Source organism: Rhodopirellula islandica, assembly GCF_001027925.1.
Classification (GTDB): domain Bacteria; phylum Planctomycetota; class Planctomycetia; order Pirellulales; family Pirellulaceae; genus Rhodopirellula; species Rhodopirellula islandica.
The window spans coordinates 44,247-59,473 of record NZ_LECT01000053.1 but is presented as its reverse complement, the minus strand read 5'-3'; the positions used below and the strand labels follow the sequence as shown (position 1 = coordinate 59,473).

Sequence of the window (15,227 nt, the reverse complement as noted above, 5' to 3'; positions counted from 1 at the left end):
GGGGTGGACATGACGATCGCGATGCCCTCGGAGTCGTCGTCGGCGTCGGTCAGGATGTCCTGCCCGGACGAGGCCAGAATATCCGCAACGGTTTGTCCGTTGTTGTCGACATCGTCTTCGGTGATGAGGTCAAAGCTGGTGGCGTAGTCGTAATCAATCTCTGGAGCGTCGTTGACGCCGGTCACATTGATCGTTGCGGTCGCGATTTCCGATTGCCCGCTGCCATCGTCGGCTCGGTACGTGAATGTGTCGGTGCCGTTGAAGTCAGCGTTGCCGGTGTAGCTGAACGAACCGTCCGCGTTCAGCGTGAAGCTGCTGGCGTTGGCTGGACCGGTGACGAGTACCGCTGTGATTGCATCGTTTTCAGGGTCGCTGTCGTTGGCGAGGACACCATTGGCAGCGTCGACGCTGAGCGTGTGGTCTTCGTCGACTTGATAGTTGCCGCCTGTGCTCGCTTGCATGTCTTGGAGCTGCGACTGTGTGAGTGCTTTGTCGAACACGGCAACTTCGTCGATGCTGCCATCGAAGTAGTTGGTGTTGTTCGGGTTCGCACCGATCGTCACGGTTTTCGTCGCATCCTGGGACACCGCACCGCCGACCGAGTGTGTTTGCGATCCGACTTCGGTGCCATTGAGGTACAGCTTCATCAAGCCGGTTACTTCGTCGTACGTCGCGGCAACGAAGTGCCATTGATCGACGGCAATGTCACCGGACGATGCGACGAGCGTGTCGGTCGTGCCTCCTGCCTTCACGCGGAAACGCAGGACGTTATCGCCACCGCTCGCTTCCGTGCTGAGCATCCACCAGTGCTGGTCTTCGCCGGAACCGCCCGTTGATTCTGCTTTCGAGATGATTCGTTGTTGGTCGTTGTCGAAGTCGTCGACATTGATCCATGCCGACAAGGTGATCCCGGTTCCATCGACATCGAAAGCGCCAAGGTCAACACTGTCATTGGAACCATCGAAATCGACAGCGGTGTCCGTTCCGCTAGTCGGTGCACCCGTCGAACCGAGCGTGACGCCGTCGTAGGTTCCGTCGTTCCCGTTTCCGCTAGCGTCGATCGCTGTGGTCCCGCTGGATTCGCCCAACCGCCAGTAGCCGACCGGATCGTTCGCTTGCACTCCTGCCTCAAACCCACTCGGGTCATTGACGGCGATGGGCGCATCGTTGACCGCCGTGATCTCGATTTCTTGCGTACTGACCATCGAGTCTGCGTCACCGTCGTTCACGGTGAAGCTAACGGTCCGCGTGGCCGTCGATGGGGCGTCGCTCGTGTTGAAGTACGTGACGCTGCGAAGTGCTGCCTCGTAGTTGTCAAGGGTGTCGGTGCCGGTAAGCGTGAGTGTGCCAGAGCCGGAATCCCAAACCCCAGTGATGTTCACTGTGTCGACAAAACTTAATATGTCTTCGCCGTCGGCATACGCACCCGTGATGGCAATCACAGCCGATTCCAATTCGTCGTCGTCGATATCACCTAGGTTGAGACTGGTATCGATTTGGACAGGGGAATCATTTTCCGCGTAGTCGACCGCAGGCTGGGCAACAAGTGTGCTTGACCGCACTTCAATGTCATCAAGGTAGCCACGCACGCCGGAATGATCGACGGAAGTGTCCGTGAATGTCAGTGTCGTCGATGTAGAATCTGCAACGAAGCGGTAGGTGTATCGCTGTGTCGAACTGTCGGTGATGTCGGAAACGATTGATTTGGATAGCAAACTGCCGCCACCGGTAACTTCGATATCCAAAGATTGGGATTGGCTGACGCTGGCATCGCCATACTCGAAGGCCAAGTAGTAAGTTTCACCGATCACGGTTGTGATGGTTTGCGAAATCGTCCCGTTCGCTCCTCCGACCTGACCAAATCGAACTTGGTTGTTGTCCCAGTCCGTATTTCCGGTGACGGTCCAATCGCTTAGGTCGGTCGTGAAGTCGCCGTTGCTGGTGATGTTTTCGGCCAGAACACTAGCGGCATCATTGACTGGGGTCACGTCGAACGTGAGCGTGTTGGCGACCGGATCGATGTCACTTCCCGAGTTCGCAGTGCCGCCGTCGTCTTGGACGCGGAAGGTGAAGCTGGCGTAACCGCTGCCGTTTTCATCCGCAACTGGCTCGAAGGTCAGCATGCCGCTGCTGATATCAGAGTAGTGGACATAGTTCCCTGCGGAAAAGGCGGTTCCGTTGTATCGAATCGTTCCGTCGGCGGGCAGCGTGTCGATATGCACGAATTCGAACAAGTCGCCCTCGATGTCGCTGTAACCAAAGTCAGCCAGCGTGAACGTGTACGCAGCGTCTTCGTCAATCGTGATCGTGTTGTCGGTTCCGCCGGGGGCATCGTTCACGTTGGTGATGTCGACTTGGACCGTGCCGAACGTTTGATCGGTGCCCCCGCCGGTGCCGGTGTTGCCGTTGTCATTGGCGATGACGGTGATCGTGTCGGTGCCAGTTCCTTCGGTGTTGGGGGTCCCGTGCAGATACTGAATGAGACCGCTGGTGGTCATGAACGCATTCAGGTCGCCACGAGTACCCGACAAAGTCATTGAGTCACTGTTGTTTCCTGTGACCGTGACGCCACCACCGTCCGATGCAAACAACAACCCGCCCGTCGCGGTGGACAGTTTGATCGTCAACGTTTGTCCGCCGCTGCCGTCGACGTCACGCAGGTCAAAACCAGTGAAGACGATCGCTGTTGCGGAATCTTCCAAGACAACGACGTTGGATGGCAATGATCCGCTGTTGTAGGGATCGTCATTGATCGATTCGATTGCGATGTCTCGCGAGCCAACGTTCGAATTTGCATTTCCATCGTTGACCGTGAATTCAACGGTACGTGTGGTCGTGTCCGGGTTGGCGTCCGAGTTGCCGAACTGAATGGATCGCAAGGCGGTTTGGTATTCGGCAACCGAGGCGGTGCCCGTCAGTGTCAGGACTCCGGTACCTGCGTCATAGGAACCGACGATGCCGTTTTGGTCGACAAAAGACAGTGTGTCTTCACCGTTGTCCAACCCCGACGCAATGGTAACGGTGGCGGATTGAAGGTTCGCATTGTCGACGTCGCTGAGTGTCAATGTGTCCGTGATCGCGACGTATCCATCGTCCTCGGTATAGTCGAGCGTTGTGCCCTCGATTGCCGATGCGATTGGCGCGTCGTTGCCGCCGACGATGGTGATCGTAGCCGAGGCGGTGTCGGTGTTGCCGTTTCCATCGCTGACGGTGTACGTGAACGTTTCGGTGGCGGTTTCACCGTCGTTCAGGTGTTGATAGGTCGTTCCGGGGACGTAGCTGAAGCTGCCGTCGGCTTCCAGCTGAATCGTTGCTCCTGATGGCAGCGTGATGTTGTTGCCGATGTCAGCGTTTTCGCCATTGATCTCAGTGACGGTCAAGGAGTCGCCATCCAGGTCGATGTCGTTGGCCAGGACTCCGCCGGACGCGTCCACCGTGTAGGTGGCATCTTCGGTCAGGGTGATGCCGGTCCAGGTTGGCTTCTGCCCGTCGATGCCGACTTCACTGTTGTGTCCGAAGGTTGAATGATCAACCACCACTTCATCTGAGCTGTCGAACTTGTAGTATCCAACCAGCCCTGCTTCGGTACCGGCCAATTCGGCCGTCAAGTTCGATTGGATCTCCGCCTGAGTTCGAGCGACGTTCCAAACTCTTACGTCGTCGATTCCACCCAAGAAGTATTGGTCGGCTGGATTGTTCATGCGTCCGCCGATCAGCAAGTCGTTCTTCGTCGGGTGTGCATCCCCGATTGAACCGCTGCCGGCATAGCTTTCGACCAGCTCACCATTGATGTAACTGTTGACGGTGCCGTTGTCGTAGGAAACGGCGATGTGAGACCACTCGGTCGTTGATACGGTGACGCCAGTGTCGTGCCACGCCCAGCCTGGATCGGTGTTGGTGAAGGCCCACCACAGGTTCCCGTTGTCACCGATTCCAATTTCGTACTCGCCCTCTTTATTCAGGATCATCCTTGCGAGAAGTGAATCTTCTGGTTTGACCCAGGCTTCCATCGTCATCGTCGCGGACATCGTCAAGTTGACGGTGTTTTCGATGGTGATCATGTCGTCACCGTCAAACACGAAGTGACCGTTGTTGTCGGCGGCGTACACGGGACCGTCGATCGCGAACTGAGCCGCGAACTCAGACGTTTCTTCGGTGATTTGGTTGGTTGCTGTCGCCGTGACGAAGTCGCTGGCCGAAACGAATGCCGTCAGGGTAGTGCTAAACGTTGCGTTTCCCGAGCTGTCCGTGGTGACTTCCATGGAACCCAGGAATGTGCGTCCCTGGCCGTGGCCGTTGGCGTATTCTGCGGAATCGAAGAATTCCAACGTGAACGTCGTATTGGCGATGCCGTTGAAGGTTCCTGCGATCGTGATTTGCGATCCGTCGCTGACCGCTGAAGAAATGACGGGGAAGTTTTGCAGGGAGTTGCCACCGGTGTCGGCGTCACCGGCATCATTAACCGTGTAGTAGGGAGCCGTGCCAAAGTTGACGTCCTCGCCAGAACCCTGCAAATCGATGCCGACGCTGTCACTGGCAGCAGCACCTTGGCGAGACAAAATGGTTCCGTTGCCGTCGATCGAATTCTCCGTGATCTCAATGCCAAAGGCACCGTCGTTGACCACGATTCCCGCGCCGTAATTGTCAGCGATGATGTTCTGGATCAGAGTGACATTGTTGGTGCCACTTCGCATCGCAATCGCATCGTATTGCACATGCGAGCCGATGATCGGTCCGACACCGTTACCAACGATCGTGTTGTCACTGATCGTGATGCCGCTACTGGATCCTGACAGAATGATCGCTTGCGTCGAACTGCCACTGATGTAGTTCCCATCGATCGTACCGCCGGTCGACCCATTCATCGCGATCGCGTCACCGTTGCTGTAGTTGTAGCCACTGTTGATGAACTGGTTGCCAGTGACGGACCAATTGTCGGACGCATTGCTGGCATGGAATCCCGTTGCTTCGGAATACGCAAAGATATTGTTGGACAGCGTGCCGTTGTCCGCGCCCAACGATTTCACATGGTTGAAGCTGTTCAGTGCGGCACCGGGATCGACGATTCCGGTAGGAGCCACCCCGAAGACGTTCGAGTTGATCGCGGTATCTAGGACGGCGTCTTGGATGTGGATGGCGGAATCGGAAGAGAAACCGTACATCGAGAACCCTTGCACCGTCACGTTGTCGGCGCCCACAACCAGACCGTCGAATCCGGAAGCACCGATGATGGCGATCTCAGGCCGCTCGACATCGCTGAGTGCTTGCCCGTTTGTGCCTGCCGCGGTCACCTCACCAAGCGTGCCTGGATTGACGTCCCCGCCAAAGACGGTTTGTGAGGTCCCGTCCAAAATGACGGATTCGGTGATCGTCGGCAGAGCGGCGGTGAGCGAGATTTGCCAGTACGCGTCGGTTCCCGCCGTACCGGTGTACCCCGAATCGGTGTTGAGAATCGCAAAGTTGATGGTGTCTTGGCCGAGCGTGTTGTTGGCTGCCGTGATCGCTTCACGAAGCGAAATTTCGCCATCGGTGCCGCCACCAACCGCGTACAACTCTTCAATGCTGTAGCTCGCACCCAACCCAGTGTCGTCGACGTCCGAGGTCGTGGTGACATTCAGGAGGGTGCTTTGCACATCCTGAACGGTGACCTTGATTGTCTGGCTGTCTGTGTAGAGGCCGTCGCTGACTTGGACCGTGACTTCGTAAACGTTGTCCAGATCGCTGTCGTCCGCGTTTTCGTAGTCGGGCGAGCTAACAAACGTCAAGTTGCCGGAGGCATCGATCGTGAAATCGCCTTGGTCGGTTCCGCCGATGATCGAATACGTCATCGTGTCACCGGGTAAGTCGCCATCGCTGGCGGTGACCTGGGTCACGAAGGACTCGGTTTCATTCACGTCGATGCTGGCGGTTGCTCCACCACCATCGCTGGTGATCGCAACAACGTTGTCATTGACTGGGGTCAGCGTGATGTTGAACGTCCCCGTCGATGCCGTGCCAACGCCATCATCGACACTGAATGAAAAACTGTCCGAAAAGTCTTCACTGCCGTAGTGGTCGTAGGTGACCCGGCCCGCGTTGATGTCGGCTTGCGTGAACGAGGTGGCAGCCGAGCCGTCCATGGACAGCTGGCCGTGATTGGGTGATCCCGTCACCGAGTAGGTGAGTTCGCCGGTCGTGTTGTCGACATCCGTGGTTTCCAGCATCGCGGATGTGATGATATTGAAAGATGATCCTTCAAAGAACGTCGCGCCGTCGTTGGTCGAGATGACTTGCTCGTCGTTGACATCTGACACGTTGATCGTGACGGTGTCCGCCGCCGTGCTGAATGCTGTCGTCCCTCCGCGTGACGAGACATCTGCCGTGGCCCCTGCCGTACCGCTGGTTTGGTCCCAAGCGTAGTAGCTCAGTGACATTGAGCCGCCGTTTTCGGTGTCGGGCGTGAATCGAATTTGGTCGCTTGCTTTCAAAAGGAGGGCGTTGTTCAAGTCCACGGACGGGATCGCGGTCCAGCTTCCGCCGTTGATGCTGTACTCCAGCACTCCACCGCTGCCGGTGTCCGAATAGATCGCCAAACCTTCCACCGCGCCCGTGTCAACGTCCGAGACGCTGGATTGCAAGACCGCTGAGACCGTTGCGATAAAGGAGCCATTGCCTTCGGCCGTGTTGTAGACGGGTGCCCAGGGGGCCATCACCGGCGCGTCGTTGACCTGGGTCGGTTGGATGCCGCCGGATATGGTGTTGCTCGTTCCGCCATCGCCATCGGTGATGTATTCCTCGATCGTTCGTACCGACGTCGACGGGTTCTCGGACGTGTTTTCGTACGTCAGGTTGTCTTGTACCGCGTTGAGGATGGTTTGTGTGGCGTTGCTATTGAACGTCACGACCAACGCGGTGCTGCCTGTGACGGGACCCGTGTAAGTCCCCACAACGACTCCGCCGTAAGTCACATCGGTTCCGCTGATGCCAACTTGCCCCGCTGCGGTTCCCTGGTTGCGGATGTCCAGGACATCCTCGGTCAGGCCATTGGCGGTCAATTGCAGGTGAAGTTGCCCGCCGTCGAAGTCGGTGTTGTCGGCGTCGGTGATCGTGCTCGCAGCGCCGATCAGGTAGGGGCCGCTGTTTTCATTGTACGGCAGCGTTCCGCCAGGCGAACTGATCACGGGTGCCACGTTGTCATCGAGATCATCGACGGCGATGGTCATCGTTTCGGCGTAGCTATTTCCGGCAGCGTCGGATACTTGAACTTCGATGTTGTGGGAGGTGTTCGCTTCGTAGTCGAGTTGCAAACCATTCGCGACGGTGACTTCGCCAGTTGAAGCGTCGATCGCAAAACGTCCACCTGCGTCATCGGTTAGCGTGAATGTGAAGTTGCTGAGGACTTCGGACGCGTCCCATTCGACCACGACATCGGGAGTTCCCGGTTTACCAGATGTATCGCCCCAGGTTCCATCCACATTCCAAAGAAAGGCATAGTCATGGACGGAGACATTGTTGGGCTCCGTTGCACTCCAGTTGTTGTAGGCATTGTCGATCGCACTACCCGTTGAGTGGTTACCCTGCCAGAACAAGTCGGCCGCCTCGGTGCCGTCGTACCAGCGGTATTCACCCTCGACCAGCGTGTCGGAAGCACCCAACCAGATGTAGTCATTGTTGTCGGTCGCAATCTTGTAGATCAGTTCTTGTTCGTACTGCGAACGAATGGTGACCAACTGTCCGTCGATTCCGTTCAGCGATGAACCGGTGGCCAAGGCCAACGCCGAATTCCAGTCGGTATCCGCATCGACGTAGCGGTAGAACTTGTCCGTCGCTGCATCGTAAGTCAACGTCGAGTCGTTGTTTCGGATCGTCGATATCGCTGCTGGGATTTCGATGACTTGCACATCGCCGATCACAGGACCCGAGTTGTTGGTGGCAAAATCGATGCTGACGGCATCCATTGACATCATTTGCAGGGTCGTTGAAGTCGATTCAGCAACAAATGTAAAGGTCCGATGACCCCATAGCATGTTGGTTTCCGACCAACCGTCCGGTTCGGTGACCGAGAAGTCTGTCGATATGCCGCCTGCACTGACGCGTAAATCCTTCGTGTTATCATCGCTGCCCCAATTTCCGGAGAACGCGAATGTGACTTGATATTCACGACCGATCTCTGTCGTTAGCGTCTGCTCGATCGCTCCGGGACCGACACCGTTCAGGTCAATCCCCTGCCCTCCCAGCGGAGTTCTTTCATAGCTGTCACCGAGCAGGTCGACGCTGTTCTGCACCACCTGCCAAGCACCCATCGTTGCCGGGGATTCGTAGGGTTGGAAAGTCGCCGGAACACCAGCCTCCAGGAACTGTCCATCGTTGACCACATCGTTGATGACATCAGGATCGGTTGGCACGACGTAACCAACGGTGGTTCCGTCCGTCGCGTTCTCGGCGATATGTAAGTCTTCCACTGGCGTGCTGGCGGTGAAGCCGGCGCCGACTCCGTGGCCGACGCTCAAGTTGTTTCCGCCGACAACATCAACGACTTCGCTGGATCCGTTGAAACCATCCATCTGCCAGTTGGCGACCAGGTTGCTGGGCAAGTTGCCACTGTCGAATTTGGCTTGATAGTTCAGTTCGATTTCGGATGCGCTGCGGACTTCGTTCCAAACTCGAACATCATGCAAAGTGCCGCTGAAGACGTTCGCGGAGTAAACGTCTCCGGCGTCATCGGCATCTTGCCCAAGGAGCAACTGCGTCGTCGATCCGTTGTAGAGCTGATGACCGGTTTCAACGCCGGCGAGCGATTCCGCATACTGTCCATCAATGTAGAAATGAACATCCCCGTTGGTGTTGTCCCACGAGACCGCGATGTGATGTTGTTCACCGTCAAGGAGCTGGGTGTAGGTTCCTGTGGTTGTTGCGGGGGTTTGATTATTGACCACGATATGCAGGGAGCCATCGGGGTTGATCGCGACTCCGAACTCCGTCTCAATTCCACCCTCTTGATAATCAATGATCGGAATGTAGCCGTTCGGAACCGAGTCGATTTGGAAGGTCGATTCCACGGTCAGTTGGGTCAAGTCGCCAAGCACGGGGCGACCATCGGTTAGATAGAGATAACTGTCATTGCCGCCATCGGTGTTCAGTTCAATTCCGCTGGACAGATCGGTCGGGGCGTTGTTGGATTCGACAAGATCGTTAAGTTCGACGGTGAAGACTTCGTCATAGGCGTTCGAGTCGCCGTCGGTGACGCGGACGGTCATGGAGTGTATCGCGTTGGTTTCGTAGTCCAACAACGATCCATCGGCGACTGTGATCGTGCCGGTGCTGGCGTCGATCGCGAATGCTCCGGCAACCGTCGGCGAATGAATGGAATAGGTCAGCGCATCGGTCGCGTCCAGGACGTCGTCGGCATCCCATTGGACCACATGCCTGCCAAGCGACTGGGTCGAATCGGAATCGTTCCAGCTGCCATCCCCAAACCATAGGTATGCTACGTCCTCCGCGCCGCCAGAATCGTTGGGTTCCCCTAGATTCCAATTGGTGTAGCTATTGTTGACGTCGCTGCCCGAGTCAACTCCACTCCAGAACTGCTCGTCCGCGTTCGTACCGTCGTACCAACGCCAATCACCTTCGGTGTCAGAATCAGACGCACCGATCCAGAGCGAGACATTGTTACTGGCGGCGATTTCAGCGATCATCGCCTGCTCAGTCGCCGTATGAATCGTTACCAATTCGCCTGAGACTGTATTCAGCAAAGACGAGGTTGCAGCGTCTTGAGCTTGATCCCACGTGCTTGCAGTTGAAACGAACTGATAGAACTTGCCAGTCTCGGCGCTGTAAGTCAGGTTCGGGTCGGTGGCCAACAGCGACGTGATCTGTGCTTCACGTTCGGCGTCCACTCCAGAAACCTGGCCGAGAACCGTTCCATCCAGTGCATTTTCATCGACCGAGAAAGTCAACGAAACTTCGCTAGCTAGAAAGCCAGATTCGGTGGTGTGTTTGACGGTGAGGTTATTGCCGCTGACCGAATCCACTACGACGCCGTCAGAAGAAAGTTGGTCGAACTTCCAGTTCGCTATCATGTTAGCTTCGTCATACGGCAGTCCACTTCGGCGGCTGGCCGCGATTTCGTGTTCGGTGCGAACATCATTGAACAGTCGAACATCGTACAGTTTGCCCTTGAAGGCCTGGGCGTTGTTGAAGCCGCCTTCGACCGCATCCTGCTCCTGCCCCAACAGCAACGTTCCGCCGCTAGTGATGGACGAAGTCGCATTGATCCCGGTGCCCGAGTCAACCAGAACCCCATCGGCGTAGATTTTCACCGCGCCTCCGGAACTGTCCCATGTCACCGACCATGTGTGAATTTCTCCGTCGCGGAGAGTGTTGTAGTCGATCGCGGTGGAGACGAAACTGCTGCCTCCCACCTGCACAATCGCTCGCCCCGCTCCACCGTTTGTGTTGATGTAGACCAAGAACTCATTGGTGGAGGCCCCCCCGGCGTATGAGATCAGCGTGGTGTCATCGTCGGTCGTGTTGGTGCTGAACTGGGCTTCAAAACTGATCTGAGTCAGATCAACCGAGCCGATTCCATTTTCGGCCAACAGATAGACGTCGTCACCACCATCGTCATTGATGCTCAGCCCCCCACCGTTCGTGAACGTGGCAGACAGATCGGTGGGAGTCTCGGATCGATAGGCGTGCAGTTCGGACATTTCCGAATCGTTGATTGCGTAGTTATAGATCTGCACGTCATCGATCAAGCCGGTGAATTCGCCGCCGACGGAACCGATGTCGTACGCACCGAGCTTCACTGATGTCGCGCCTTCTAAGTCGTCGAAGAACGCCGTCGTGGTTGCGTCGCCCTGCGAATACGTCACGGCGCCGCCGGTCAGTTCCACGCCGTCGATATACAGGCTGGTGCCACTTGCGTCGGTCGTGACCGCCACGTGATGCCAGGTGTCGTCATTGATGGTGGCAGTCGAGGTCGCACGCATCACTGATGAGCCGTTCGTACTGATCGCCCAAACTAGATTTCCATTTTCAACCCAAAGCGAGGCGAAGTTTTCGGTCCCTTGGTCACTGATGTCGAAGATTGTTGAGAAATCGGTCGTCGAAAGTTTGACCCAGGCAGCGATGGTGCCTTCGCTCAGCGCTGAAAAACTACCGACGTTCGCCGACAGGTCCACGTAGTCGCCGGACCCGTCCAAAGTCAGTTTGCCGTTGCCGATTTGATTCGTGTTCGTCGTGATATCGACGGAGGCGTCGCCTTCCAACGTGCCGTCGTACCCATTTCCGCTGCTGTCCGTCGCGTCAGCTCCCGAGTCGAACTGGTAGTGTGCCAACAATTGGGGCACGGAAACGTATTCGTAGGCGCCGATATCGGCGTTTGAGTCACGTTGGTTTCCCAGAACATCCGTGAACGGGGCGGCACCGCCACCACCATCAACCCCCACATCTCCCGCACTCAACGTGTGGTAGGCGAGTCCCGTCGTCGTGTCGATCGAGCGATCGCTGGCGTCGTAGGCGCCCGTGATGTCGGTTCCGTGTGCGGTGAAGTTTTGGTACTGCTCGATGATGTTGTAACCGTTGCTGACGACGGTGTTGTAGGCATCAGCGCTGGTTCCTGTGTTGTCCGCAAGGATCGAGCTTTGGATCGTTGTGGATGCCCCAGCGTAGATGCCTCCAGCAACATCACCGGAGGTATTGTCGACGATGGTCGAGTGCCGGATATTGGTCGATCCGCCTGATGTGTAGATGGCTCCACCGTGGGAGTCGGCCGAGTTTCCACTCATGTCCACATTGGACATGGTGAGCGTCCCACTGCTCTGGAAGATGCCAGCGCCGCTGGTTGCACGATTGTCGTAGATCGAAACCTGGTTTAGGAATGCGGTCCCAGCATTGAAGATGGCTCCGCCGAAACTGCTGTCCACTGAGTTATCGCGGAAAACGACGTCTGAAGCATTCAGGATCCCCGCGTTGTTAACGCCAGCACCGCTTACGCTTGTGATCGCTGCGTCTGCCACGGCAAGCTGGTTCAAAGTCAGCGAACCTCCGCTCTTGATATCGAAGATACGGTCACCGAGTCCGACGCCACTAATCGTTGTTTCAGCTGCGTTGACTCCAACAATCGAGATGGTGCTGGTGATATCCAGGTCACCTGTTGCAGCGAGGTTCTCACTGGCTCCTGATTGAATCAACGCGTAGTTGTTGTCACCCAAGAAAATGGTGTCAGCACCCGCGGTGTTGTTCGACGCAATGATCGCTTCTCGAAGCGAAATGAATCCGTCGGTACCTTTGTCCGCATACAGTGCCGCAATGCTGGAGGTGTCACCATCGAGCACATCGCCGTCCGTCTCGACAATCAGCGCACTGGTGGCTTGCACGTTGGCGGAAAACTCGGAGGTCGATCCGTACGTGCCACCGACATGGATCACCGTTGTGGTCGACGTGATGTACTGACCGGCCGCTAGAGTCGCATCGAAGGATTCAACAAAGTAGGCGTTCCCATCGCCACCGGTGACGACGGTCGTGTAGCCCAAGTAGGTCTTGCCTTCTCCGTTCCCTGCGGCAGCGACGTCCGTGACGAAGAATTCGATTCTTGCGGTGGTGTTGGAGGTCGTGTTCAGCGATCCCGATACGGCAACTTGTCCGCTGCCGTCGGTCCCGGCTGAACTCAGCACGGCATAGTTTTGCAAATCGTTTGCACCCGAATCGGAATCGCCAACATCGTTGGCTGCAACGCCACTGGTCCCCAGATCAACCGCTTGGCCAGTGTTGCTGAAAATCGAGTTGCCGAGGATGGACACTGACGTGCCGTCGTAGACCGCGATGCCATCGTCACCGTTGAATGCGATGGTGTTGCCTTGTCCGTCGGTCGCGCCGCCGATCGTTGTGTTATCCGCAGACCCGCCATCGCCCAGCAAGATTCCGTTAGCTGTGTTGCCAAGCGTCGAGACTCCGTCGGCTTGCGTACCGATCAGGTTGCCTTGAATCACGTTTCCCGTGTTGGTACCGGTATCGCCGATGTTAATTCCACGGGCACCGTTGCCGGAAATTAGATTGTCCAGAATCTGGTTGTCGTTGGCTGACGAAACCATCCAGATCCCGTCGTATAAATTGCCGAGATCGAGGGTACCCGTAATGTCGGTGCCGATATAGTTGCCCTGAATCACGTTGCCACTGGCATTGGAGATTTCGATACCGTCCGAGTTCCCACTGATCAAGTTGCGGTCTGCGGCGGTGGTTCCGCCGATGATGTTATTGGATCCGACGATGCGAACCCCTTGGCCTAGATTGGCCTGGGATTCTCCCGCGTCTGTACCACTCGTGTTGAAGCGACCGATGTAGTTGCCCACGATCGTATTGCCATCTGAGTCCGCCTGGATCTCGATCCCATCGCCGCTGAAGTCGCGGATTACGAAGCCGCGAATCATGCTGTCATCCGCGGTACTTGTCAGCACGATGCCGTCGCCTGTGAAACTGTCATTGCCGTCCAGAATGATCGCAGGTTGGTTGCCGTTAGCGGCAAAACTATCATCGGTCGTCGCATCGATGGAGACTGTGTCAGTGATCGTCAGTGATGACGTCAGATTGATCGTATGCGCGCCGGTGCCGCTAATATCGAAGTGGATCGTATCGGCCCCGGCTTGATTGTTGGCCGCGTCGATCGCTTCTCGAAGCGAAATACCGTCGCCGCCGTCGTTGGCAAGCAGAGTTGCGAAGCTGGTGGTGTTGCCGTTGGAGAGGTCGTTCGTGGTGGTGACCGAGATCGTGTCCACGACTTCGATCAGCTCTTGGATGTCACCGGCGCTGAGTGCTCGATCGTAGACCCGGCCATCGTCGATCATCCCGTCGAAGTGGCGTGTGAAGCTTGAACCGCTGTACTTGTCGACGCCCCAACTGCCGAAGTCCAAGTCCGAGACATCATCGAAGAAACGATTGGTTGCCGCCGAACCGACGTTGTACGTCACAGCCTGCTGCACACCGTTGACATACAGTTTGTTCCCGCCTGCATTGACCGTCACCGCGACATGTGTCCAGGTGCTCTGGGGGATGATCCCGGCGGCAGTCTGTACGTCCAACAGTTCGGTTGAGCCTTCGCGGATGAAGAAGTCGAGCGATCCGTCGTCATCCCGAAACAGGGCAATTCGTGAGTTGCTGTCTCCACTGTCGGAGGTTTCGAAAATGACATCGCGGCTGTTGGCGTCGTGATAAATCCAGGCCGAGATCGTGCCTTCGGTGATCCCTTGAAAGTTTGCTACGTGTGCACTGAAGTCGACATAGTCATTGTCGCCGTCCAGGCTCAGCTTTCCATCGCCGATTAAGTTGGGTGTGTCGTTGGTGTCGATCACCGCACCGTTGGTGCGCGTACCATCGTAGGCATTGCCGCTGCTGTCGCTGGCGTCGCTATCGAACGTGTGATGCATGACGAGATCGCTGGTAATATCCAGTGTTCCTCTCCACGATGCTTGAGCGGCGTAACCGAACGCGACTTCGGTCTGCACATCACCGACGGCATACTCCAGGATCCAGTCACCGCCCAAATCTTCATGCCCGGTCGCATCATCACTGGCGGCGACGTCGCAATTGCAAACCAACGCCAGCATTTCGATCAGGTCTTGCCCCTCGGTGGTGCTGGCGAGGTCGCACCCATAGATCAGTAAGTCAGCTTGCGTGTCCAGGGAATGCCCCCAGCTCGCAATGTCACCGGCAAACGAAGGCGCGGAGTCGATGCTCAGTCGATCGCTCCCCAGCTGAATGCTTTCGCCGTCACCGTGGGAGACCAAGTGAATGGCGTCAACGCCCTGCAGCGTCGCCAAGATGTCGCTGATTTGATCAACCCCGCTGTGGTCATCAGACAGACGCACGATGACCCACTGCGAGTCGTCACTTTGATCTCGGAGGTTTGCGATCAGTGTGTCGCTGTCTTGCACGCCTTCGTCAATGAAGATGACTTCGATCGGACGCGCCGGGTCCATGATGATCGGACCATCCGCCGGATCGTAGAAGTCGGGTTCGTCTTTGATCCGGCGTGCTTCACCATCGGGGGTCACATCCCCCACCGCTATGTCATCCAACGCAGCATCGATGGCGTCGAGTTCCGCGTTGATTGATTCCAGCAGGTCGGCATCCGGTGCGATGACATCGATCGCATCCAAGCCTTCGCCGGAGAGCAAGACACGGTCTTCCAGTTGGAAGAAATGAAAATCGCGTTTGCCCATCGCTTTGTCTTCAGAATCGTTAGTTTGCAT

At 56.7% G+C, this 15,227-nt stretch carries 1 protein-coding gene (only partly in view); it reads right to left on the bottom strand.

What is annotated here, in order from left to right; all coding sequences use genetic code 11:
* A protein-coding gene (locus RISK_RS25970; protein WP_047817244.1) for a LamG-like jellyroll fold domain-containing protein crosses the window boundary here: on the bottom strand, positions 1-15,227 show its 5' portion. The gene continues 12,793 nt to the left of window position 1, outside the view; the window shows 15,227 of its 28,020 coding nt (coding positions 1-15,227); the start codon lies at positions 15,225-15,227; the stop codon falls past the left edge of the window.